Raw genomic sequence first — 25,915 nt, forward strand, 5'->3', positions numbered from 1 at the left:
TTACCACGCCGGCAGTCAGGTTACCAAACCCCAAAAGAGCTTTTCTCCGCTGCCGCTGGCTAAAGATTGAATCTTTAAAATATGAATATCAATGAAAATACTGTCTTGCCGGGATTTATTGCGTGGCTAATTTGTTCTTGCAATTTGGGATCACTTAATAAAAGTCAAAAAGGCGATATAAATTCAATTTGAATTTACACCACCTTTTAAAATTATTCGTCTAAACCCACACGGGCAAAAATTTCGTCAACGTGGCGTAAATGCCAGTGATAATCAAATGCAGCGTCTAAATCGCTGCTACTTAATGCATTGGTGATTTTGGGATCAGCTTCTAACAGTGGCCGGAATGCTTTTTGTTCATCCCACGCCACCGCCGTTTTCGGTTGAACTAAATCATATGCTGTTTCACGGCTCATACCACTCTCGATCAATTTCAACATTACTCGTTGGCTGTAGATCAAGCCGAAAGTAACGTCCATATTACGCCGCATCTTCTCTGGAAAAATCGTTAAAGTATCCATAATTTTGGTGAAACGTTGCAGGATATAATCTAATAAGCTAGTGGTATCGGGAATGATGATCCGTTCCGCTGAGCTGTGGGAAATATCGCGATCATGCCATAACGGCACATCTTCGTAAGCGGTGATCATATGACCACGAATAACGCGGGCTAAACCAGTTACATTTTCAGAACCGATTGGATTGCGCTTATGTGGCATTGCTGAGGAACCCTTTTGACCAGCGGCGAAGAATTCTTCTACTTCATGAATTTCAGTCCGTTGCAATGAACGAACCTCCGTGGCAAAGCGTTCAACCGACGTTGCGATCAAGGCCATCGTTGCGACGTATTCGGCATGGAGATCACGAGGCAGAATTTGTGTCGAAATATCTTGCGCACGTAAACCTAAATGTTCAGTAACGTACTTCTCAACAAACGGTGGAATATTAGCAAATGTACCCACTGCGCCGCTAATTTTACCAGCTTCGACGCCTTTAGCTGCATGCTCAAACCGTTCTTGATTACGTTTCATTTCCGCATACCACTGCGCCATCCGTAGGCCAAAAGTAGTCGGCTCAGCATGAACGCCATGTGTGCGGCCCATCATAACGGTGTATTTATAAGCCTTCGCTTGCTTTGCTAGAACATCAATAATGCTTTGAATATCTTGGCGAATCAGATCATTAGCTTGCTTCATTAGATAACCAAACGCGGTATCGACCACATCGGTTGAGGTTAAGCCATAGTGGACCCATTTCTTCTCTGCACCAAGGCTTTCAGAAACGTCACGCGTAAAAGCCACCACGTCATGCTTGGTTTGCTTTTCCAATTCAGCGATTCGGTCTACGTCAAAAGTTGCATTTTGACGAATCTTCGCTGCATCTTCCTTAGGCACTTCACCAATTTCAGCCCATGCTTCATCCGCTAATGTTTCTACTTCCAACCAAGCTTGGTAACGATTTTGATCCGTCCAAATTTGACCCATTTCTGGGCGTGTATAACGTTCTAACATAGTAAGCCTCACTTTTTCATAGTTTGAGAGTGTCAAAAAGGGCTCAGATCATGAACCCGGAGCTACTTTTCTGGCACGTTTACGCTAAAGTAGTCAGTTACATTACTCTTTTGGTGGTTGATTCCAAATTTCTGTATCGTAGATTTGTTCCAAAGTTTGGCGCGTGTCACTGGTTAAAATCGTGACATGCCCCGCGCGATCATTAGCTTCCTGTGCGTTATCCAGGTAGTAATAAAAATGCCAGTCCGGCTTGATCAACACCTGCGTGTAAGTATCAGTGATCAAGCGCTTCGGGATCGTCACCGACACCGCTGGACTAAGTAGCTTGATCTCAGGTAATGGCCAGTGACAAAGCGTCCGCAAATGTAATTCATATTGTGAAATATTAGTGGCTTCATTGAAAATATTTCCCGCTGTGTGTGGTCCCGGCACCAATCGCTTAACGTACAAGGTGTCCGAAGCAGTCAGGAAAAATTGAATACCAAAAACGCCAACATAATCCAGCGAATTGACGATCAACTCAGCGATTCGTTGGACCTCTGCCATTACTGGCGGCTTGATTCGTGCTGGAACAATGGTTTCAAATAATTCATGATCAATAAAAATATTTTCGACAACTGGCATGTAAGCTAGCTTTTGATCAGCGTCCTTTGCAACCATGATCGCCAGTTCGCTTTCATAGGGTACCCATGACTCCAAAATATAAGTTCCGGAAGTTAGATATTCTGCGCTAGCTGCAATATCACCTTCACCGTAGATAATGTGCTGAAATTGCTTACCGTAACCCTTTTGGATCGGTTTTAAAACACAGGGATAACCAATTGACGCCACTGCATCATAAATATCATCAAGATCAACGATCGTTGCGTATGGTGCGATATTTAAATTGTGACTTTCAAAGAAAACTTTTTCCAACTGACGATCCTGTGTGATGGCTAAAATATCGGTGCCCTGCGGCAAATTGACCGCGTTTAATTGTTCTAACACACTGGTATCAATATTCTCATACTGATACGTTAGCGCATCGCAGAATTGTGCTAACTTTTGTAAATTAGTTACTGAATTTAAATCGCCCATTTCGGTGACATCCGCGACACCAGCAGCCGGGCTATCTAAAGTATCGGTTAAAATACCCACACGAAAGCCTAACTTTTTAGCCGCTAACGCCAGTAATTTGCTATTAGCGTCACCACCGATAATACCGATCATACTCTCTGGATAAATAACTGCAGCCATAATTTTTCACAACCTTTATTTACTCACATATCAACTATGCTTTCATCGTAGCATAAGCAGTCTTTACCCGTCAAAAAGTAGCAAAATTAAAATGATGGATCAGTCGCCTTCGTTCAGCCCATCATCTTCATCTAGTTCAGTTTCTGGCTGGCGTGGCTTTAAAATTAAGTTCAATAATACGGCCGATAAGCTGGCCATGACGATCCCGTTACCTAATAATAATTGCAATGTTTTTGGTAATTGTTGGAAAATAGTTGGTTCGACACTAACGCCTAACCCTAAGCCAATTGATAAGGCTGCGATCAGTACATTCTTATCATTATGGAAATCAACGTGGCGCAACATCCGAATCCCTTGAATCGCCACCATACCGAACATCACTAACATTGCCCCACCTAATACTGGTGTCGGAATAATTGTTGCCACCGCACCAACTTTAGGTAATAAGCCTAGCAAAATCAGAAAGCCAGCAGAATAAAAAATTGGCCGCCGCGTTTTGATACCTGATAATTGAACCAAGCCCACGTTTTGCGAGAACGTGGTGTATGGGAATGTATTAAAAATACCACCTAGCATTACCGCCAGACCTTCAGCACGGTAACCCTTTTTCAAGTCGCTACTCTCAATTTTACGGTTAGTAATATCGCCTAACGCGAAGAAAACGCCGGTAGATTCTACCATTGAGACCAACGACACTAGAATCATGGTCAAAATCGACGACCATTCAAAATGGGGGGCACCAAAATAAAAAGGTTGTGGAAAATGGAGCCAGCTAGCCTCGATCACCGGTTGCAAGGAAACCATGCCCATAAAGGCGGCTACGATCGTCCCCACTAACAAACCGATCAAAACGGCAACTTGGCGAATAAAACCGACGCCCCAAACATTAACTGCCAGAATCACTAATACCGTTAAAAAGCCGACTGCTAAGGCATCTGGCGAACCGAAATTCTTCGCTGAAGCATCACCACCACCTAAGTTGGTGAACGCCACGGGAATTAAAGTTAACCCGATCACGGTGATCAACGTCCCGGTCACCAATGGCGGAAATAGTCGTTTAATTTTTGAAAAAGCGCCGGCGACCAGGAACACAAACGCACCAGCAGCAATAATCGCACCATACATAGTGCCAATCGTGAAACGTTCACCGATCATCTTCAATGGTTCAACTGCCTGCACCGCACAGCCCAGCACCACTGGCAAGCCGATACCGACAAAGCGGTTAGTCCAAATTTGTAATAATGTTGCCAAGCCACACATGAAAATATCGATCGATACTAAGTACGTCATTTGGCTGGCGGAAAAATGTAAGGCGCCACCGATCAGTAATGGCACCAGAACGGAACCAGAATACATGGCCAGCAAATGTTGCAAACCCAGTGCGGCCGCTTTTGGATGGGAAACACTGACTGCTGACTTATTCTGCATGTTTAGTCTCCTTATCATCAACAAAAACGACTTGACCATTTTCAAATGCCGCAATTTGTGCCAAAGATTCTAAACGAATATTTTTCTCAGTGATCAGTTCATGGCCACGTTGGAACGTTTTTTCGATCGCGATACCGACGCCGACAATTTCCGCATGGGCTTGTTCACAAACTTCGATCAATCCGGCAATAGCTTGACCATTAGCCAAGAAATCATCGATGATCAAAACCTTATCGTCAGCGCCTAAAAACTTGCGTGAAATTGAGATCTCGTTGCTCACTTTTTTGGTGTAAGAATAAACGGTGGCCGTGTAAAGATCATTGACCAAGGTCAGACTTTTATGCTTGCGGGCAAAAATCACTGGAACGTGTAACTGCAACCCAGTCAACAATGCTGGTGCGATGCCTGATGATTCCACCGTTACTACTTTGGTGATTCCGTTATCACGGAATAAACGGGCGAACTCCTCACCCATAGCGAACATTAAGTCAGGGTCAACTTGGTGATTCAAGAAATTATCCACCTTCAACACATTGCCCTCTAATACCTGACCATCACGCCGAATTCGCTCCTCGAGCAACTTCATAATTAATAACCTCCAAAATTAAGATATGAATTTATTGATACTACTGATACGCTGCTTACAAAAAAACTCCTTTTACGCAGAAACGGCAAAAGAAGCGGTACGACCACCTTTTTTGCTTATAGTCCAGAATTTACGGTTCTGGGTAGATACTCGTCAACCAAATTATGACATTATATAAGCAGTACGTGGAGTGTGGGGTACACACTCATATTGAAATTATTTTAACTTTAGCACAGTTAATTCCGAATGACAATACAAGTTAGGAAGATTTCATTTGGGTTTAAGCACATACTAAAATTAGACTTAAACCTGAAAGGTGATAAGCAAACTATTAGTTCTTAACTTTAATTAGCTTAATTCCTGCTTTTTCATTTTTTAGCTACTTTAGCTGTAAAAGACGAACGTTTACTGATCATATTGATTTAATTTATAGGTTTCGATCACATTGATCAGTTTTTGTGCATAGGTGGGATCAGTTGCGTAGCCGTCCTGCTGTAATGCAGCGGCGGCGCTTTTATAATCCGTTGCGGCAATCACATGTTGATACTGCTGCGGATTCCATGAGGTCCCTTGGGCTAATAATTTTGCGTGTGCTTCTAATGCCGCAGTATCACTAGTATAGACCTGAAAACGCGCGTGAATTTCGATCCATTGACCGTTTTGGTATTCTTTAGTCGATAATAGCTGGGTGGTATTAGGATCCGAACCTTTGACCCCAAATAAGTTATGGTAGCGTGTCGCCAACTGACTATTTCCCCAATCAGATTCTAATATAGCTTGGGCAATCGTCACGCTAGGCAGTACATGATAAGTTAGTTGCAGCCGCTGCGCAACCGGCGCTAGTCCCTCAATAAAAGCACGATGTTCGCGCTGGGTACTTTCCTGTTGGACTGCGGCAGCATCATCAACGGCCACACGCGGCTGTTCACCCAACAAACGCACCAGTAATAAACCGACAAAAGCAAGAATCAGCCCCGCCAGAATAAGTTGTGGAATCCCTAATTGTTGAACCAAATTACCTTTTTTACGTTTCTTGGCCACGCAAACACCTACCTTTTATGCTGAGAGTACCAAAAAAGTACTAACTTAGCTGAAACACTGAGCAAATTAATTTGCAGCTCCCGCTTAGTGTAGCAATACCATTGACTTCATTCCGTTGCTTCTATTGTACACAAAATCTACGCCATTAACGGTTATTTTTCCGTTAAAACTACTTTTTCATAAAAATCGCCAGCCAAAGTCAGCAACGTCTCAAAATCCAATAAAAATAAATATAGATGCGCGCGACTTTCAAATTCTGCACGATTGGTTGGTAGCGGGGCTTGATCAAACGTATTTTGCAGCTTAGCCACACTTTTTTGTAAATGTTTAATTTTTTGCGGTTGTGCGATGTGGGCGGCCGTTTCCGCTAATAGTTCACGGATCGCCGTACTTTCCTTCAGCGACAAAGTGATCTGATCGAGGTTAGCTTGCATTTGCCGCAACATTTCGTATTGATTGCGGCGCATCTCAAAGTATGACCGGTAAAAGTCATTTTCCACCAACAACTGATTATCCTGCTGGCGACTAGCCCACTCGCGACCTTTGCGGATTGTTGTTAATAATGTGCCTAAATGTTGCCACGTTTCAACTTTTGGCGTTTCAGCCAGTTGTTGCGCCATTTGCAGTAGGATCTGGCGTAATTCATCCTCAACCGCTTGCTGGAACCCTTTGATCTGGGCCATTAACGATGGCATAAATAGATTAAAAATTAAGGCGACGCCAACACCGATCAGCATTAAGGTAAATTCGTTGCTTAACCAATGCCAGCTATAACTTTTTTGTAGTAAGAAATGCGTCACTAAAACCGCACTGACGACGATGCCTTCTTGCAAGTGTAATTGCATTGCTAGTGGAATAAACAGCAGTAAGAACAGCCCAAATGCCCAAGGATTGAAGCCTAACAGCCAAAAGCTGAAAATAGCCAAGGCAAACGATAAAATCGTGGCACCGATCCGTAAACCGGCAACGCTAAATGAGTAGCGGGTCGTATTCTGCACACTAAGAATTGTGATGATCCCAGCAGTAGCCCAATAATCAAGCCGTAACTCATAAGCTAATACCATTGCAATGACTGCGCCTAACGCGGTTTTGATCGTTCGTAAACCGATTTTCATTTGCTCACCCCATTAACATAAATATAACCTAAAAACGGGACGAAGGGCAACTAGTGCGGCCCTCGTCCCGTCAAAATTATTTAGGTTGTGCGATCACGCGTACACGGATCACATTTTCAATTTGTTCCATTTTATTAGCGATGCGTTGCAAACGTTTGGCTTCCAACGCATCGAGATCGATCATCGTGTACGCATAGTCACCATTGCTGCGATTGACCATATTAACGATGTTTAAATCGTAATTGGCTAAAACCTCAGTCATCCGGCCAACCATGTTAGGTACGTTACGATGGATCAACGTTAACCGTAGCGGTGCTTGGAAATCCATTGCGGTGTCTGGGAAAGTCACAGAATTCCGAATGTTTCCAGTGGTTAAATAATTTTTCATTGTTTGGACCACCATTTTGGCACTATTGGTTTCAGCTGCGTGGGTAGAGCCACCGATATGTGGAAAACAGATCACCTTAGGATGATGGATCAATTTAGCCGTTGCAAAATCTGTAATGTATTGGCGTAATTGACCGCGGTCTAAGGCAGCAACGATTGCCGCCTCATCAACCACATCATCGCGAGCAAAATTCAATAACACACTACCAGGTTTCATTTGTGCAATTGCTTTGGCGTCCAGCATTTCTGCTGTTTCATCAGTCAGCGGCACATGGATCGTTACATAATCACTGTTGCGCAACACTTCGGCCACGTTTTTAGCGTGATGGATATGGTGTGACAGGTTCCAGGCCGTATCGACTTGAATGTAAGGATCATAACCGATGACGTGCATCCCAAAGGCAGTTGACGACGCACTATTAGCGACTAAGCCACCAACATGACCTAAGCCGATCACGCCTAATTGTTTGCCCAACAATTCAGTACCAACATAGGCTTTTTTACCTTTCTCCACTTGGACATCAATGTCGTTGCCTTTCAAACCATGAACCCATTGAGCCCCTGGCAGCATGGGCCGTGCGCCAATCGCCAGTGCGGCTAAAACTAATTCCTTAACGCCGTTAGCATTAGCACCAGGTGCGTTAAAGACGACCACACCTTGTTCGACGGCTTGATCCAATGGAATATTATTAACGCCGACCCCGGCGCGGCCGATGGTCAACAATTTTTCTGGCAAAGGCGTTTGATTTAGATCAACGCTACGAATCAATAAGCCGTCTGCCTGTGGCGTTGGTCGTTCCCCGTAATTCACTTGATACTCATCTTGGTCAAAAAGCGCTACTCCAGCTGGAGCAACCGTTGTCGAAGCCGTGATCTGATACATTATTTACCCGCTCCCTTTTCAAATTTTTCCATAAAATCAACCAATGTGGTAACTGCATCGATCGGTAAAGCGTTATACAAACTAGCGCGCATACCGCCAACCAAGCGATGGCCCTTTAGGTTTTTGAATCCAGCTGCATCTGCTGCGGCGATAAACTTCGCATCAAGCTCTGGATCACCGGTCACAAATGGCACATTAGTCAATGATCGTGCTGCTGGGGCTACTGGTGAGCGGAATAATTTTGATTGCGCCAAAAAATCGTACAAAATTCCAGCCTTAGCGCGATTGATTTTTTCAATTCCAGCGATTCCACCAAGATCCTGTAACCAATGAAAAACTAAGCCTGCCGTATAAATATCAAAAACTGGTGGCGTGTTATAAGCAGAATCTTTCTTAGCCTGCAAGGTATAATCCAACATTGTTGGTAACCCAGCAACTTGGCCGAGTAAGTCGTCACGAACGATCACAACTGTTAACCCAGCTGGGCCAATGTTCTTTTGCGCACCAGCATAAATCAAGCCAAACTTCTCAAAAGGATAGTTTTGCGCCAAAATATTTGATGACATGTCGGCGATCAATGGACTTTTAGTAGCGGGTAACGTGTTAAAAGCCGTTCCTTCGATCGTATTATTAGTCGTAATATGCAGATAATCGTAGTCTTTAGTCAAGGTTGGTATTGACGGAATCGTTGTGTAGCCACTATCTTTAGAGCTGGCGACAACATCGACCTGCATGCCGGGTAATTTCTGCGCTTCCGTCACCGCTTTTTGTGACCAATGTCCAGTGTCAACATAGGCAACACGGCGCTTAACAGCTAAATTGAGTGGCAACATGTAAAATTGTAAACTGGCGCCACCTTGCAAAAATAGGATCCGATAATTATCCGGTAATGCCATTAATTGACGTAAAGTCTGTTCAGCATCGTGATAAAGTTCTTGAAACAAGGAGGAGCGATGACTGATCTCGGTAATACTCATACCACTACCGTGATAGGACAAAAACTCGGCCTGAACTTGCTTCAATACCGACTGGGGCAATACTGCTGGCCCCGCCGCAAAATTATACACTTGCTGCATATCTGTGGTTCCTCCTCTTAAATACTTATCTTTTTCTCATTTCATCTTAATAAAATAATGTAATTCTCATTGTAGCATATTTGACTGAATAAAAAATAGCTTGAATAAAAATTACGGTACAAAAAAATGGCGCCAACTTACGGCGTCATTTTTGCTTACCATTGAATTAATACGCCTAAGCCGAAGAAAACAACTTGGGCCAAGGTGATCAAAAATAAATTTTTAATTGCTAACGGGAAGGTCACTTTTTTGATCTGTTGGGCTAAAAAGCCGCGGGTATTACGCCAAACGATTGGCACGGTCAAAAATGTAAGCAGCGTTAATTTCGGCAAATAGCCTAATAACACTGCCGCTAATAAGCAAACAAAGCCTACGACATAAAGCGCCACAAACATTTTCAGAGCAGCAGCCTTACCGATATAATAAACGATCGTCGTCCGACCTAACTCGCGGTCCTCTTGGTCATCAGCAATATTGTTCGCCAATAACAGATTAGAAATACTGCAAACCGCTAAACCAGAGGACAATAGTACCGGCCACACAAAAGCCCAATTAAACGGCACAACGTCAAACGCATTGATATAGACACTGATCAAGAAAATGACGAAGCCCATGGTGATACCGGAAAAAAATTCACCAAATGGTGTGCTGGAAATTGGCCGTGGCCCCCCAGCGTAAAGATAGCCAACCGCGTAGCTGAATAACCCCAACCACAATAACGGCCAGCCAGTCCGGCTAACAATAAACAATCCTAGCGCTGCTGAAACAACGATCAACCAGAAAATCAGCCAACCGATCCGACTAGGATTTAAATGATGCACCCCAATGATATTTGTTTTCTCGCGGAAAGCCAGCGCTTGATTATGGGTCGCCCGATGATAGTCCTGATAATTATCGTTGGCGTCGACCGCCATATTGAACATTAACATCGCCACAAAGAATATCAACAAATAAACTGGGTGTAACTGGCGATAATGATACCAAGCAAAAAAAGTACCTAACAAAAACGGAAAAACACTGGCCGTTTTCGCTTTAATCTCGACTAATTCTAAAAAGACTGACAAAGACACGCAGCCGCACCTACCTTATTAAAGAGTATCAAAAAAATATTTTGATCATTCAAAACTGTCTATTTTTTGCAAACACAGAGTGCCGCAAAAGACAGTCTTTTGCGGCACATTTATACTACCTTAGTTAAAAAGAACTAGCAAATTTTTTAAAATATATTTAACCGATCAAGCTGCTTACACCAAGCCTTGATCCAACTGATACAACTTCTGGAAACGTTCATTGGTCTGATATAGTTCATGCGGTGTCCCTTGCATTGCAATTTGACCATGTTCCAGGAAAATCACCTGATCAGCATGCTCGATGCCCTGCAAATGATGAGTGACCCAGATCACCGTTTTATCCGCCAACACATTGAAAATTGTGTTAAGTAGTGCTTTTTCCGTAATCGGATCAAGTCCAACAGTCGGTTCATCTAGTAAAATAACCGGCGCATCCTGAATCAGAATACGTGCTAACGCTAACCGTTGTTGTTCACCACCAGAAAAACGCGCCCCTGCTTCTTCAACTAACGTATTGGCACCTGCAGGTAAACGTTGCATCAATGGCCCTAATTCGACTGCGGTCAATGCTGCCATGATCTCCGCATCCGTTGCCTGCAAATTACCTAAACGAATATTATTCAGCACCGTTGTATTAAATAAAAACGGCTTCTGATCCAACATGCCGATCAATTGTGCCCGTTGTTGCTGTAAAGCGGCTAATGGCACTTGATTAAGCGTCACTTGGCCAGCTTGCGGCGTTAACTCACCCAACAATAAATTCAGTAGCGTTGTTTTACCAGCACCACTAGGGCCTAAAATAGCCACTTTTTCTCCGGCTTGAATGTGTAAATTAAATTGCTGTAAAATCGGTGCTTGTTCTGCCGTATATTTAAAATCAACTTGCTGAAAATCTAATGTTGCCACTGGCTGAGTTAATTTTTGCTGTTGCGGCAATTCGCGTACCGTCGGCTGCAAATTATTCAGCCGCGCCACTGACGCCATATACAACGGCCACTCTTCAACACCTTGACTGACCGGGGCAAACGCATCGACCAGAGGAAATAAACATAATACAAACGCCGCGATCCAATTAGCAATACTTTGATTGCCGGTAAATTGCTGATTAGTCCACACCATCAACACTAATATGGCAATACCAAACACAAATTGAATCAGAAAGTCGCGCGCCCATTCAAAACGCCGCGTTGCTAATATATTTTTCCGCGCTGCTTTTAATGTTGGTTGAGGGCGCGCCAGAAAATCAGTTTGACGACCGGAAACGACCCAATCAGATAACCCTAGCACATCGTCAGTCATATCAGTGTATAAGTCATGCTGCAACTGTTTATGTCGCTCAACTCGTGCCCCTAGCACCGCCACAGAAACTAATGGTAGTAAAATAACGATCACTGCCAACAGCAACGCAATCGCTAGCGCAAAGAACCAACTGAAGAAGCCTAGTGCGATCACGATCACTACATACAACAACCAACTGATCAATGTAGGGAAAATCGTTCGTAAATATAAATTCTGCAAATGACCTAGATCATCAGCAAGAATCCCTAGAATATCACCGGTTTTAAAATGCTGCTGGAAAAATGCCGCATCCTTGGCCAACGTTTGATACAAACGTTTGCGCAGATCTGAAGTGACTTTCAACACCCAATTATGGCTGGTCAAGCGCTCAATATAACGGAATGCTGGCCGACCGATACCAAAGGCACGCACCAAAACCACTGGCACATAGATCAGCAAAATATTCTCCGGCTTAGTGGCCGCTTTACTAATTAAATAACCTGAGGTAAACATCAAGGCACCACCGCAAATAAAGGTCAACAGGCCTAAGCCTAAAATTAGGATCAACAGGCCTTTATATTTAGCCAAATAAGGTTTGACCCACGTATCGTGCTTCAACTGCTTCATAGTGTCTCACCTCGCATCTGCGTCATCAAACTAACGTACGCCCCATTTTGTGCTTGTAACTGCGCCGGTGTCCCCTGCTCGACTAAGCGACCCTGTTGGATCACAAAGACATAGTCCATTTGCTGCATCCAATGTAAGCGATGGGTGGCAAAAAAGACTAACCGATCAGCAAACAAAGGCATCATCGTTTCTTTTAGTGCCGCTTCCGTTTCAATATCCAAATGGGCAGTTGGCTCATCCAACAGCAAGATCCGCCGCTGTGGATCAAGAAAAGCACGCGCTAACGCGATTCGTTGTCCTTGACCACCACTGACGCCACGAGCACCTTCACCGATCATCGTTGCCAAACCCGCTGGCAAGGTTGCTATCCAGGTACTTAAACCAGCTTGTACTGCCGCCTGCTCGATTGCTGCAGTCGTTGCATCTGGCTGATAAAAAGCAATATTATCCGCAATGGTAGCGTGAAACAAGTATGGTTTTTGCGGTAAGTAAACAAAATTCTGTTGCCACTGTGCTTGACTTAAATGTGGTACCACTTGTCCATTGACCTTAATTTCACCTTGCTGCGGTTGTAGAAAGCCGCCTAATGTATTGATCAAAGTCGATTTACCCGAGCCAGACTCACCGATCACGCCAATTTTATGATAACCGTGAACGCTAAAGGAAATATCGGCTAAGTCAGCTTCATTACTTCCTGGATAGCTGACGTTAACGCCGGTGAAATCCAAGCTACTATCAGCTGTCCAAGTTGGTGCCGCAGTCAATAATTGCCGTTGTTCTGGCTGTGGTAAAGCCAAAATTGTGAACACTGCCTGCATGGCATTTTTTCCATTAAGTGTCGCGTGATAGTCGCTGGAAAAGTCGCGTAACGGCATAAAAAATTCTGGCGCTAAAATCAATGTAGCTAACGCTGGGAACAACACCATTTGCCCATTTAATAAGGCTAAGCCAAGAAAAACAGCCACTACTGCGATCGATAGTGTGGTGAAAAAGTCCAGCGCAAACGTCGAGAGCACTGCAATTCGCAGCACACTCATCGTTTGCTTGCGGTAAGATTCACTGACTTGATAGACATTGTCCGCGTATTTATCGCTGATACCTAATAATTTCAAAGTTGCCAAGCCCCGTAGAGCATCGACAAAATGATTCGCCAGCTGCTGGTAACCGGCATACTGCTTATCAGCCTTATCCCGCGCCGCAAAACCAAGAATGATCATAAATAAAATCACGATCGGCACAACCACTAGTAGGAGCCAGCCGGAACGCACATCTAATGTAAAAATATAAACTAGCAAAATCCACGGAATGATCATCATGTTCAGTATTTTATTCAATATCAAAGACAAATAATTTTCGACTTCATCAATACCATCCAGCGCCATTGTGACCATATTACCAGTACCTTGTTTAGCCACTAAGCTTGGGCCTAAACGAAATAATTTTGCTAATAATTGCTGACGTAATTCAGCGCTAGCCTTGCTGGCATAGCGATCTAACAAATGGCTTTTCAGCCAATTTAACAAATGACGGCCCAGTAACGCCATAAAAAAGAAAAGCATTGGCAAATAAAGCCAAGCCAATGCTTTTAACCGCCAGGAATTGACGATTGCCTGGGCTAAATACTTACCTTGGAACAATATCATAAAAGCTTGCAGGATCGTTAATCCTGCAAGCATTAGTAATACTTTTTTAGTTCCAGATAAGCGTAACAGGCGCTTATCGATCATTTATCACTCACCACTTTTTTCGTGCGGACACGTTGATTGAAAACGAAGTAACTCCAAATTGTATAGGCGAGCACGATCGGTACGAAAATCGCTGCAACAATCGTCATCACCCCTAGTGTATAACTAGTTGATGATGCCTGACTGATCAAAATACTGTGCAGTGGATCATTTCCGACCATGACCCGTGGGAATAATCCATTGAATAACAGTGCCACCACACCGATCAAGGTCGCACCACTGGCAATAAACGACAGTACTTCTTTATTTCGATAAGCACCGTACGTTGCCACTACACTTAGCAAGACGATCAATACCAACAAAATCCAGCTGGAAATTGGTCGTTCAGTGAAGAAATCTGTTTGCCACATCAACAAACCAGCAAAAGCAACTAGGCCGACAAATAATACTGGGTACAGTACTTTAGTCACTGCTTGCGCTCGTTGCCTTAGGTCCCCGGTTAATTTTAACCGAATAAAATTCAAGCCGTGAAGTAAGCAAAGTAGCGTCACGGCGACACCGCCAACAATTGAGAATAGGTTAACGTAATCGCTGAAACCACCCATAATATTGCCGTTAGCGTCCAGCGGCATCCCTTTAACTAAATCAGTGAACATCATACCTAGTAAAAATGGGGCCCCGAGACTACCGATGGATAGGGTCCAGCCCCATAATTTACGACCAGCCGCCGATTCTGAATGGGCGCGAAATTCAAAGGACACCCCGCGTAGAATCAGTGAAAATAGCGTCAAGAATAAAATAATGTAGAAGCCGGAAAATAAGCTGGCGTACCAATATGGAAACGAAGCAAACATTGCACCACCAGCTGTGATCAACCAAACTTCGTTGCCATCCCAATGTGGGCCGATCGCCTGCATTAATTCGCCACGTTCACGTTCATTACGCGCAATCACGCGTAATGACATACCGACACCATAATCAAAACCTTCTAAGAAGAAAAAGACTGAAAATAACAAGCCGATCAGAAAGAACCATAATAATTGTAAGCTACTCATGACTGAAGGCCCCCTTTGATAATGGATCGACGGTAACACTGTCTGCGTTAGCGTCCAAAGCATCTGGACCAGCTACCAACGTCCGATGCGAGAAGTAGATCATCATGCCACCTAGCAACGTAAAAATCAAGAAGTAGGTAATGTTGGAGAACCATAGATCACCAGCGGTTACACTTGGCGAAACTGCATCGGCAACCGTGTACAGTCCATAAACGATCCACGGAAAACGACCCAGTTCGGTGATCAGCCAGCCACAAGTATTCGCAATAAATGGTAACCATAAACTGAAACCTAACACATAAAGTAACCAGCGTTGGTTTTGCAACGTATTTTTCTTTGCTCGGCTGAACCACAAACCAAGTACAGCAATTAGAACGAAGAAAGCGCCACTACCAGCCATGATTCGGAAACTCCAGAATAAGGTTTTCGGTGGAACGTAATAATTCATGTCCGAACCAAATTTACCATCATATTTAGCGTGGAGCTCCTTATTGATCGTATCCATCCCTTTAACTGAGCCAGAGGTCTTATGATAAGTCAATAAACTCAGCATTTTCGGCACTTCGATACTCCAAGTTGCTTTTTTATTTTTCGTATCAAAGCCTTGAACGACCGACCAGGATGCTGGATCGCCGGTATCCTTATAGATACCTTCAGTCGCTGCAAACTTCATTGGTTGATCTTGGACCACGCGTTGAGTTTGTAGATCACCAACTGCCACCGTTAAAACTGCAAAAATCAAACCGACCCATAAGCCGACGCGCAAGGATTTATGGTAGAAAGTTCGATTCTTGTTTTTCAGCAAACGCCAAGCCGACATACCAGCTAGGGCAAATGCTGCTGTCGTGAAAGCCCCAAAAACAACATGGGGAAATTCAACCCACAGCTGTGGATTTTTCAATAAGCCGGTGAAACTAGCCATTTCGGCACGCCCATTCGCGATCCGATAAGCTACTGGGTTTTGCATGAAACTATTGGCGGTTAAAATCCATAACGCTGAAACACTGGAACCTAACATGACTAACCAAATAAATAGCACGTGGATCCCCGGCTTGAAACGATCCCAAGTAAACATCCATAGACCGATAAAAACTGATTCCATAAAGAAAGCTAACAATGCTTCGATTGCTAATGGTGCGCCAAAAATATCACCCATGAAACGAGAATAATCAGACCAATTCATTCCGAACTGAAATTCTTGAATTAATCCGGTCACGACCCCAACAGCAAAACTAAGCAAAAAGATTTTACCCCAAAATTGCGCCATCTTTTTGTAGTCATCGTCACGTTTAAGCACATAAAGTGTTTCCATAATAGCTGTAAGCAACGCCATACCAATTGAAAAAGGAACGAAAAAGAAATGAAAAATTGTCGTCATAGCAAATTGAAACCGTGCCAATGACAACATACTGACCCCGAGCACTAACATTTTCCCAACCACCTTTCTACTTCACAAATAAGGTTTGTCATTTGTAAAAATCACAAATGACTTCTGATGTTACGGGCGATGACATTCTTGTCCAAAGTTATAGGAGCGTAGTTGCAAAGTCCGCAACTGCGTTTCCTCAACTCAGACCATTTCGGTCACCGCAAGAAACATGGCTCTACTTCACAAATAAGGTTAGTCATTTGCAAAAGTCACAAATGTATCCACTTACATTATAAACTTATAGTCTCATAGCGGCAAATCAATATTGCAATAGAAAATTTACAAAATTTGCTTTATTTCGTTTATGTTGTGGATCAACTCGGTGCTACGCTGCCGTTAGTGTCCGTGCCGCTAAGTTACGTTATGCACATTTCTTGCGTTAAAGGTCGGCTTCGCTTTATGGTGGAAATATGTAGGACAATCTAAGACATGCCTGACTGGAGGAATTTTATCGTGACCAACCAACAACTAGGCCAGCCGCATAATATTATTACTGGAGAGCATTATCGTCTTACAGTGCTAACATCGCGGATGGTGCGCTTAGAATACAGTGCGAATGATCACTTTGAGGATCATTTAACTCAAATCGTTCAAAATCGTGATCTCGGCGATCCAGAATTTGATGTTTTTCATCAGCGCAATCAGCATGAACTAGAAATCGTCACTGATTACTTCCATTTATATTATGAAGGTGGTCCGCTGACTGCCGACTCACTTTATATTGACACTAAGTACGGCTATTCTTCCTATAATAATCGCTGGAATTTTGGCCAGCCGGTAGCAACATTGAAAGGTACTGTCCGTACTTTGGACAATGCTGATGGTGCCGTTCCGCTGGAAGAAGGCTTGATGAGCCGCAATGGCTATTCAGTTATTGACGATTCGCACTCCTTCATTATCGAAGACGATTTGTTGCGTCCGCGCACCGCTGCCGGAGCAGATTGGTACTATCTTGCTTATGGACACGACTTTTTTGGCTGCTTACGCGACTACTACCGCTTAACTGGTTTCCCACCACTACTGCCGCGCTACGCCTTAGGTAACTGGTGGAGTCGTTATCACGCTTACACCCAAGCTGAATATCAACAACTATTTCAGGATTTCGAGCGCGATGGCGTTCCATTTTCAATTGCCGTCCTAGACATTGACTGGCATTTAACCCGTGTCCCCCACCGTTTCGGCAGTGGTTGGACCGGCTATACTTGGAACCGCAAACTGTTTCCACAGCCAGAAAGCTTGCTTAAATGGCTACACGAACATGGTAAAAAAGTCACCTTGAATTTGCATCCCGCCGATGGTATCCGTGCGTTTGAAGATTCATATCCCGCTGTAGCTAAGCGACTTCAGTTAGATACCACTGCTGAAGAACCAGCATTATTTAATTTACACGACGACACTTTTCGTGAAAGTTATTTTACTGATGTCCACCACCCATTGGAAAAAATGGGCGTCGACTTTTGGTGGATCGACTGGCAACAAGGCACCAACTTTACCGAACAACAGATTGATCCGTTATGGTTGCTAAATCACTATCACTTCAAAGATAGTCGCGAACGCCATGGTGAAGGTTTGATTCTTTCGCGCTACGCTGGATTAGGCAGTCATCGTTACCCGGTTGGTTTCTCCGGCGACACCATTGTCACTTGGAATTCACTGGCGTTCCAACCGCATTTCACTGCTTCAGCCACCAACATTGGCTACACTTGGTGGAGTCACGATATTGGTGGTCATATGCATGGCGTTCGTGATGATGAACTTGCGCTGCGCTGGCTGCAATTTGGCGTTTTCAGTCCAATCATGCGCCTGCATTCCAGTGGTAACTCGTTTGGTGGTAAAGAACCACAGAATTATAACCAAGAAATTGCCGGCATCATGCGCAAATTTCTACGGCTGCGTCATGAGCTAGTACCGTACCTTGATTCCGCCAATTACGAGACCCACACGTTTGGCATCCCACTGGTACGACCGATGTATTACGATCATGATGAACCCGCTGCGTATGAATTACGTAATCAAGCTATGTTTGGCTCGGAATTACTCGTCGCGCCAATCGTTAAACCAAAGATCGACCGCCTAGATCAATCGAAAGTAACTGTTTGGTTCCCAGAAGGTCAATGGTTTGATTTCTTTACCGGATTACGTTATGAAGGTAATGTGACGTTAAATGTGTACCGCGATAATCATCGCTATCCTGTCTTTGTTCGTGCTGGTGGGATCGTGCCGCTAAATCCGCACCCACTGGATGACGTGATGCCATTGCCAAAAACGCTGGCTGTGAAGATCTATCCTGGCGCCAATCACGAATATAAAATGTATGAGCATCAGGACGACCTAACCGCCATCACCACCTTCAACTGGGATTGGCAACATCGCCGCTTTACGATCAAAGTTGAGGATCCAGGTGATATTGTGCCAGAAAAAAGAATTTTCCAACTGAATTTTATTGGCGTGACGCCATTTGAAACCCAGGTCGATCCTGCAATTCAAAAATGCGTCACCGCCAACGATAACCGACTGATTTTTGTCCAAAATAGTTGTGCTGATTTTGGCGCAAATTTCAGTAAAATGGAACTGGCGCCACAACGTGATCAAATTGTGGAGCGTCTCTTCGATAAATTACGTCGCGCACAAATTAATTTCGATATCAAGGAATTGATTTGGCGGAAATTCCTTGCTGCCGATACGAAAATCCAATTTATCAGTTTCCTCAACACACTGACCGATCAGGATTTAGCCACTTTCCTTTATGAAATCGTCTATCTACTGTAAAAAAGACTGCAACCCAAACGTTCTCGCTTAAGTTCGGCTAAGACAAAGTTAGCGAGCTTCCATTCCGATGCCAGCAGCGTTAGATTACTATACTAATTAAGTAGATTATATAAGCTCAAAAATGCCGGTAAGCCAGTTATCCAACTGGTTTACCGGCATTTTCATATTCTAATTATCACTAAGTTTGTCACTTCTTTTTAGCCAAACTTCAGAAAGAGTCTCGTTTAGTTGTGGTTTACCTTTTTCTTCGTGTGAACACCCATGCACTGATCGTGACACCAATAATTGCGCCGCAAATTGCTGGTAACAGTGCTAATTCAGCAATTTGCGGCCCCCAATCGCCAAACAGTGTCTCACCGATCCAAGCACCAATCAGGCCAGCAGCAATATCGCTCAATAAACCTAACAGTGAATCAGGATTACTAATGGCTCCGGCTAGACCGCCAATCGCAACACCGATCACCAGCAACCAAATTAAATTAAACATCATTCATCCCCGCTTCCTCAACTAGTTCAGTCATTAACTTCAGCATACTTGGTCACGCTGATCAACGGCAATAAATATACCCATTTTATATAACTAATAGCGTATGCATATTATTTGTTTTTAAATATAGTTGCTGGAATAATTAGGCTATAGTTATTCTATTCTGGGCGATATCAAGCTTCTATAAGGAGGAAAATTCAATGCCGGAATTGATCAAAATTGCTGCAACTGCTAACCATAAATTTTGTACTCCATTGATGACGCTATATGTATCGATTTTAGAGCAAAATTCAGCAGTTGATTTCGAATTCTTTATCATCGATGACGCATTGGAACCACTCGACCATCGATATTTAAATACATTATGTCAGCAATATACAAATTGTAAAAAAATCACCTTTTTACGCGTTGATCCACAGGCTTACCGTAAAGCAGCCACCAGTCAGCGAATCATTCAGGCGGCGTATTATCGTATCGATCTACCAGAAACATTATCTAATGAATCGCGCCTGCTTTATTTGGATTGCGATATGATTTGTCGCGGTGATCTGCGACCGTTATGGCGTCAAGATCTTCACGGCAACATTATTGGTGCGGTTGAGGATGCTGGTTATGTTGAAGCACGGCTAGACAAAATGAACGTGCCCCATCAAAAACGCCGCTATTTCAATTCTGGTTTAATGCTGATCGACGTTGCCCATTGGCGCCAACAAAAGATTTCACAACAGGTCAAAGCATTTATCGCGGCGCATCCCGATCAACTACGTTACCATGACCAAGATGCGCTTAATGCAATTCTAGCTGATCGTTGGTTCGTGCTGCACCCTAAATATAACGTCCAATCACGCTTGATTTGGCGCGAACAACAACATCGCCAGCCGGCAGAGGAACGCCGGAATGAAGCTGCCCGCCAAGCACCAGTATTGTTGCACTATTCCGGCTACCGTAAACCGTGGAATCAGGCCGATCATCATTCGGCCGCGGCGGCGTTTAACGCTTATCAACCACTTGTACAAAAATTAAAACTTAAAGCCGTTAATCAAACTGCCCACCGTGCCGCTAAAAAAGCGTAAAAAATGATCATCAAAATTTGATGATCATTTTTGTTACTATAAAAGTAATAACTGCGGTTAAAACGAACATCGTCTATAGCATAAAACTAAATTCACTCCGCATTTAAAGCCAGTTTTTCAATGGCTGCAGCGACGCCGTCGTGATCATTGTCACTAGTCACATGCTGCGCTGCTTTTTTAACACTATCAATAGCGTTGCCCATAGCCACACCAGTTCCAGCATATTCGATCATGCTTAGATCATTACCTTGGTCACCAATTGCCATCACATTAGCGGCCGTTAAGCCTAATTGCTCCGCCAATTTGGCCAACGCGCTACCTTTGTTAACACTCTTTTTCGTAACTTCTAGGAAAAATGGTGAACTGCGCATGAAATTAAAACGCTGCTGGTATGGTGCAAATGCAGCGACATTTTGCCAGGCCTTATCTAATAACTCCGGCGCATCAATATACATTCCCTTAGGCATCAACACGTCACGCATTTCTTCTGGTGTGCGGTACGAAACTGGGATCTTGACCAAAAAAGATTCATAGATCGTATATTCGCCGAGATCGCGGTTAGCTGTATACAAATGTTCGTCGTTCTCAATTTGAAAGTGCAGATTTAAGCGCCGCGCCAAAGCCTCTAACTCAATATAATCAGCATAATCCAGCGCTTCTTCTGCTAAAATCGTTCCTGCAGTAGTTTGAACCGACGCCCCATTAAATGTGATCACATATTCTGCCGCTTGATCAGCTAAGCCTAGCTGTTTCAAAAAATCTGTGACCCCAATCAAAGGCCGACCAGTACATAAAACGACCTTAATACCCTGAGCTGTTGCGGCATTAATGGCTTTGATCGTCGCCGGCGCCAACTCATTTGCCGATGTTAGTAAAGTTTTATCGATATCAATTGCAATAATTTTTATCATTTTAGGCTCCTTTAGTTGCTTGTAAAAAACCAGTTTCGTTCCACAATTGCTTAGTAAAGCGCTGTCCATCAGCACTACTCAATTGAGTCACACTAGTATTATCCAGTACGCCGTGCCGCCGAATTTCAGTTAATGGCACGCCTAAGATGCGCTGTAATACGGTCATCAAAAAAACACCATGACTAGCGATCAGCACATTCCCCTGTGGGTTTTCTTGAAAAATCTGTAACAATGCTCGCCGGCCACGTTTTTCCACATCCGTGTAACTTTCAGCGTGCACCACCATAGCATCAAAACGCTGCGGCTGCTTAAAATAATATTGGCATTGCACTTCATCCTGATGATCGGCTAAAACGTCGCCTTCCCAGTCCCCTAAATTAATTTCGCGTAAATCAGCCAAAATAGTCGTTGGCACTTCCATCTGGTTAACTGCTAATACATTAGCCAAGGTTGCTTGTGCCCGCTGCAATGGTGACGTATAGGCGTGGGCAAACTCAACCGTTTCTAAAAACTTGCCTGCCTGCCGTGCACCGGCCACTCCTTCTGGCGCCAAAGGGATATCAACGCCGCTGCCAGAAAATCGGTGCTGTTGGTTTAGCGCGGTCACGCCGTGGCGAATAAAATAAAACTCGGTCATTCCTTCCACCTCATCAAATCGATTTACTTAAATAGTATCATTGCCCCAGCAGCGCTGCAAACTGCACCGGTAATTAGCTGGCCGTTTCTTTGTAAACCGTCGCATTGAGCATAAAAGTGCGCAATAAAAAAACCGCCAACAGCGGCTTTACAAAATCGGTGATAACAAGCGTGAGAAACGTTGTTTGATCGTTAACCAATAGGATTGCCGGTCAATTTCTTCTTGGGTCAACAGGCGACAATGACCCATATCCAAAGTGAAAATTCGGCTAAGTTGTTTGGCGATCTTAATATCATACATAAAAGCATTGACCTCGAAATTTAGCTTGTAACTACGAATATCTTGGTTAGCAGAACCAACACTGGAAACTTTACCATCCATAATTGCAGTTTTTGCGTGTAAAAAACCTTTTTCATAAATGTAGATTTTGACTCCCGCCGCAAATAAAATCTGCGCATAATACTGCGTTGCTCGATAAATAAACGGATGATCTGGCATGTGCGGAATCATGATCCGCACATCGATCCCTGATTGCGCGGCAATCGTGAGTGCGGAAAGCACACTTTCGTCCGGCACTAAATACGGTGATTGTAGCCAGATACTTTTCTTGGCCATTGAGATCATTTTAATGTAACCAGCCTTGATCTGTTCACGATCAGAAGTTGGTCCCGAAGTCACAATTTGTAACGCCGTGGTCGCCTCTTTTGTTTTCACTGGCTTAGGAAAGTATTTTAATTGATAGCGCATGTGTTTGGCAGCATTTACCGAGACATTCCAATCCATAACAAACCGCGTTTGTAGCGCCAACACACCGTTACCCACGATTCGTAAATGCGTATCGCGCCAATAGCCAAATTTCGGCATCCGGCCAAGATATTGATCTCCAACATTGAAGCCGCCGGTATAACCGATCTTCCCATCAATCACCACAATCTTACGATGACAATGATAATTCAAGCGTGTTTTGGTGATCGAGCTATGTGAGGTGATAAAAGTTGCCGCTTGCCCACCTAATGTTTCTAAATGATGGAACCATTTTTGCGTGGTGCCGTGCGAACCAAAAGCATCATATAAAACGCGGACTTCTACGCCCTGTGCTGCTTTCTCTTCTAGTAAGCTTAATAATTCTTGACCAATTTTATCGCTATAGATCGTGTAATATTCAATATGAATACTTTGCTGTGCACGCCGAATATCAGCAAATAAGGCCGCAAATTTTTTAGAGCCTTCGGTAAAAATTTCAACCTGATTCCGTTTAGTTAGTGGCGCATTATCGTTGGTTTCAAATAAGCGGACCATGCTGCTCGCATTAGCGGTGACCTTCTCTGACAACGGCGTATCAAACTCAACATCATCATGTTGCTGCATAGCGATCATTTCTTGCAACCCAGTCCGATCCTGATGTTCAATAGTAAACAGCTTCTCACGGCCCATACCGCGGCCTAAAAAGATATACAATAGAAAACCAACCACTGGCAATAGCACGAGGACTAATAGCCAGGCCCAGGTTGTCGAAATATCGCGATGCTGACGAAAAACGGTGAGAATGGCGAAAAATGTGTTTAACACAACCACCCCATCAGCAATAATCTGTACCCAACCCATCTAAGATCCCTCCGTTGTTGTTATTCAATGTCATTCATTATACGCTATTCCCCTCTGAAACCGAACTATTTCACTTATTCAGATCATTGTTTATAAGGGCTAATTATCGACAGCCCCCTTATAAATCAATATAAAAAGACGAGACTATTGCTATCTCGTCTTTTACATTTAATTTATAGTGGCGAACTTGATTTTAAAATGATTTTAAAGCAAGTACCTCACCGAGTTTTTGTCCTGCGGCAACGCGCGTTTTTAGTTGATCCATATCGAAAATAATTCCGGTGATTTCATGGTCGGTGAAGTCAAACCGTTCATAATAAATGTACGGCGCCTCATCGGCCGCATGAAAGGCGTCACTAATTTGGGTGGTGAACTGTTTAGCCCAATCGTCGTTTTGTAGATCAGCGAAATCCTTGCGTGTCACGTACCCTTGTTGCTTGATCAATTTAACTGCTTGATCTACTAAAGCTGAATCAATTTTTGCTACTTTTTCTGCTACATTTGCTGCTGCCATTTTATCGCTTCCTATTTTTTATTGGGTGGCAAGCCCATTAATTTACACTTCTAGTATAGTTCTTTTTGGCAGGAATGTAGCTATCGTTGGTCAATTAATTATGGCATAATAGCAAGTAGGGCTTAAATTGACCTTTAATGACGAACAGGCGGTGCAACATGCAGATTCCAGGAACACAGCGGCGAATGCCTTTACCTAAAATTTTAACCTTGGGCTTTTTAGTCCTGATCGTTTTGGGTGGACTCTTGTTAATGTTGCCGCTTGCCACCCGAGCGCATCACACTACACCATTTATTGATGCTATTTTCACAGCCACTTCAGCCATTTGCATTACCGGGCTAACCACAGTCAATACTGCTGCCCACTGGTCATTGTTCGGTCAAAGTATTATTTTACTTTTGATCGAAATTGGTGGCTTAGGCTTTATGACGTTCAGTGTACTCCCTTTTGTTTTGTTAAAACGGCGCGTTGATTTGACAACACGACTGTTAATAAAAGAATCACTGAACTTTGAAAAATTGGCCAACGTTAATAGCGTCATGAAATACGTCATTGGCCTATCGCTAGCGATTCAGAGCTTAGGCGCCGCACTGTTATTTATCGACTTTTATCCACGCTATGGCTTAGGCCGCGGTCTTTTTATGAGTATTTTCCATTCCGTCTCGTCTTTTTGTAATGCTGGCTTTGATTTATTTGGCAATAGTCTGGAAAGTCAACCAAATGATGTCTACTTGATTCTAGTGACCAGCGCATTGATCATCGCCGGCGGGTTAGGCTTTTTAGTTTGTCGTGATCTACTACTATTCAAACGTCGTAAACGACTATCACTACACACTAAATTAGCGCTTAATACCAGCGGCATCTTACTATTAGTTGGGTTTGTTCTATTTCTTTTAACTGAAAATAATTTGGCAGTAATGGCGCCACACGTCAACGTAGTCAATCGGCTAGTCAATACCTTTTTCCTAACGGTCACGCCGCGAACGGCTGGCATCACCACCATCCCTTACAGTGAGCTATCAATTGCCGGAATTTTGCTAACCATTGTGCTCATGTTCATTGGTGGCACCCCTGGCTCGACGGCTGGTGGGATCAAAACGACCACCCTTGGCCTGTTGACCTTACAAAGTTGGGCCATTTTACGCGGCAATCGCGATGTAGAATTCGGTCATCGCCGTTTTAGCGATCAGAATATTTTACGTGCGTTAATGCTAGTCTTTATCAGCTTAGTTATCATCATCACTGCTGGTTTGATCCTAACTGCAACCGAAACGATCCCGAAACATTATGGACTAGAATACGTTATTTTTGAAGTGATTTCGGCATTTAGTACTGCTGGTATGACTATGGGTTTAACACCTAAGCTGACCACAATTGGTAAATTCATCATCATGCTATTAATGTTCCTTGGCCGTGTTGGTATCTATACCGTCATGTTTTCAGTACTTAACGCTAGTCATCCGCAAAAGGGCTACCGCTACCCAGCTGAAAATGTCATGCTAGGTTAACATA

21 protein-coding genes and 1 riboswitch are annotated in these 25,915 nt (G+C 43.6%); of the genes, 3 read left to right on the forward strand and 18 right to left on the reverse strand.

Going from position 1 to position 25,915, the window contains the following annotated elements; all coding sequences use genetic code 11:
- Nucleotides 1-212: 212 nt before the first annotated feature.
- From purB to EKM76_RS07110, 13 genes are all read right to left on the reverse strand, one after another.
- On the reverse strand, nt 213-1,511 hold the full coding sequence (gene purB / locus EKM76_RS07050) for an adenylosuccinate lyase (protein ID WP_125549986.1): 1,299 nt from the start codon (nt 1,509-1,511) through the stop codon (nt 213-215).
- 102 nt (nt 1,512-1,613) lie between these two features.
- Entirely contained in the window at nt 1,614-2,747 is a 1,134-nt protein-coding gene (locus EKM76_RS07055) for a 5-(carboxyamino)imidazole ribonucleotide synthase (RefSeq protein ID WP_125549987.1), read from the reverse strand.
- Between the two features lie 99 nt (nt 2,748-2,846).
- Nucleotides 2,847-4,175, reverse strand: a complete 1,329-nt coding sequence (locus tag EKM76_RS07060) for a nucleobase:cation symporter-2 family protein (RefSeq protein ID WP_125549988.1) — start codon at nt 4,173-4,175, stop codon at nt 2,847-2,849.
- Nucleotides 4,165-4,761 (reverse strand): xanthine phosphoribosyltransferase, encoded by a 597-nt coding sequence (locus EKM76_RS07065; protein WP_125549989.1) that lies wholly within the window; start codon nt 4,759-4,761, stop codon nt 4,165-4,167. Before EKM76_RS07065 ends, EKM76_RS07060 begins: the two co-directional genes overlap by 11 nt.
- A gap of 99 nt (nt 4,762-4,860) precedes the next feature.
- A riboswitch (purine riboswitch) is annotated at nt 4,861-4,959 on the reverse strand.
- A gap of 207 nt (nt 4,960-5,166) precedes the next feature.
- Nucleotides 5,167-5,802, reverse strand: coding sequence for a glycoside hydrolase family 73 protein (locus tag EKM76_RS07070; RefSeq protein ID WP_125549990.1), 636 nt, complete (start codon nt 5,800-5,802; stop codon nt 5,167-5,169).
- Nucleotides 5,803-5,954: 152 nt separating this feature from the next.
- On the reverse strand, nt 5,955-6,917 hold the full coding sequence (locus tag EKM76_RS07075; RefSeq protein WP_125549991.1) for an aromatic acid exporter family protein: 963 nt from the start codon (nt 6,915-6,917) through the stop codon (nt 5,955-5,957).
- Between the two features lie 76 nt (nt 6,918-6,993).
- Nucleotides 6,994-8,187 (reverse strand): phosphoglycerate dehydrogenase, encoded by a 1,194-nt coding sequence (locus EKM76_RS07080; RefSeq protein ID WP_125549992.1) that lies wholly within the window; start codon nt 8,185-8,187, stop codon nt 6,994-6,996.
- On the reverse strand, nt 8,187-9,263 hold the full coding sequence (serC, locus tag EKM76_RS07085) for a 3-phosphoserine/phosphohydroxythreonine transaminase (RefSeq protein WP_125549993.1): 1,077 nt from the start codon (nt 9,261-9,263) through the stop codon (nt 8,187-8,189). The genes EKM76_RS07080 and serC overlap by 1 nt, the downstream gene beginning before the upstream one ends.
- Before the next feature lie 155 nt (nt 9,264-9,418).
- Nucleotides 9,419-10,333 (reverse strand): prenyltransferase, encoded by a 915-nt coding sequence (locus EKM76_RS07090; RefSeq protein ID WP_125549994.1) that lies wholly within the window; start codon nt 10,331-10,333, stop codon nt 9,419-9,421.
- A gap of 174 nt (nt 10,334-10,507) precedes the next feature.
- Entirely contained in the window at nt 10,508-12,238 is a 1,731-nt protein-coding gene (cydC, locus tag EKM76_RS07095) for a thiol reductant ABC exporter subunit CydC (RefSeq protein WP_125549995.1), read from the reverse strand.
- A complete protein-coding gene (gene cydD, locus EKM76_RS07100; protein WP_125549996.1) occupies nt 12,235-13,965 on the reverse strand; it encodes a thiol reductant ABC exporter subunit CydD in 1,731 nt (576 codons plus the stop codon). Before cydD ends, cydC begins: the two co-directional genes overlap by 4 nt.
- Nucleotides 13,962-14,978: a cytochrome d ubiquinol oxidase subunit II gene (cydB, locus tag EKM76_RS07105; protein WP_125549997.1), complete on the reverse strand. Its 1,017-nt coding sequence runs from the start codon at nt 14,976-14,978 to the stop codon at nt 13,962-13,964. Before cydB ends, cydD begins: the two co-directional genes overlap by 4 nt.
- Nucleotides 14,971-16,407 carry a cytochrome ubiquinol oxidase subunit I gene (locus EKM76_RS07110; RefSeq protein WP_125549998.1) on the reverse strand — a complete coding sequence of 479 codons (1,437 nt, stop codon included), beginning with the start codon at nt 16,405-16,407 and terminating at the stop codon, nt 14,971-14,973. The genes cydB and EKM76_RS07110 overlap by 8 nt, the downstream gene beginning before the upstream one ends.
- 453 nt (nt 16,408-16,860) lie before the next feature.
- Here EKM76_RS07110 and EKM76_RS07115 point away from each other — a divergent pair, with 453 nt between their 5' ends.
- On the forward strand, nt 16,861-19,176 hold the full coding sequence (locus tag EKM76_RS07115; RefSeq protein ID WP_125549999.1) for a glycoside hydrolase family 31 protein: 2,316 nt from the start codon (nt 16,861-16,863) through the stop codon (nt 19,174-19,176).
- Nucleotides 19,177-19,411: 235 nt separating this feature from the next.
- On the opposite strand, the gene EKM76_RS07120 is transcribed toward EKM76_RS07115, so the two are convergent.
- Nucleotides 19,412-19,666: a GlsB/YeaQ/YmgE family stress response membrane protein gene (locus EKM76_RS07120; RefSeq protein WP_225417894.1), complete on the reverse strand. Its 255-nt coding sequence runs from the start codon at nt 19,664-19,666 to the stop codon at nt 19,412-19,414.
- 197 nt (nt 19,667-19,863) lie between these two features.
- On the opposite strand from EKM76_RS07120, the gene EKM76_RS07125 reads away from it, so the two are divergent.
- A complete protein-coding gene (locus tag EKM76_RS07125; protein WP_125550000.1) occupies nt 19,864-20,736 on the forward strand; it encodes a glycosyltransferase family 8 protein in 873 nt (290 codons plus the stop codon).
- A gap of 92 nt (nt 20,737-20,828) precedes the next feature.
- Here the strand turns inward: EKM76_RS07125 and yidA are convergent, their stop codons facing one another.
- The 4 genes from yidA to EKM76_RS07145 form a co-directional block, all read right to left on the reverse strand.
- A complete protein-coding gene (gene yidA / locus EKM76_RS07130; protein ID WP_125550001.1) occupies nt 20,829-21,647 on the reverse strand; it encodes a sugar-phosphatase in 819 nt (272 codons plus the stop codon).
- Nucleotide 21,648: 1 nt separating this feature from the next.
- Entirely contained in the window at nt 21,649-22,284 is a 636-nt protein-coding gene (locus EKM76_RS07135; protein WP_125550002.1) for a histidine phosphatase family protein, read from the reverse strand.
- Nucleotides 22,285-22,431: 147 nt separating this feature from the next.
- Complete coding sequence (gene cls, locus EKM76_RS07140) at nt 22,432-23,889, reverse strand: cardiolipin synthase (RefSeq protein ID WP_125550003.1); 1,458 nt, start codon at nt 23,887-23,889, stop codon at nt 22,432-22,434.
- Nucleotides 23,890-24,082: 193 nt separating this feature from the next.
- Nucleotides 24,083-24,403 carry a hypothetical protein gene (locus EKM76_RS07145; RefSeq protein ID WP_125550004.1) on the reverse strand — a complete coding sequence of 107 codons (321 nt, stop codon included), beginning with the start codon at nt 24,401-24,403 and terminating at the stop codon, nt 24,083-24,085.
- Nucleotides 24,404-24,561: 158 nt separating this feature from the next.
- On the opposite strand from EKM76_RS07145, the gene EKM76_RS07150 reads away from it, so the two are divergent.
- A complete protein-coding gene (locus EKM76_RS07150) occupies nt 24,562-25,911 on the forward strand; it encodes a TrkH family potassium uptake protein (protein ID WP_125550005.1) in 1,350 nt (449 codons plus the stop codon).
- Nucleotides 25,912-25,915 lie beyond the last annotated feature (4 nt).

It is taken from the genome of Loigolactobacillus zhaoyuanensis, assembly GCF_003946385.1.
Lineage (GTDB): Bacteria > Bacillota > Bacilli > Lactobacillales > Lactobacillaceae > Loigolactobacillus > Loigolactobacillus zhaoyuanensis.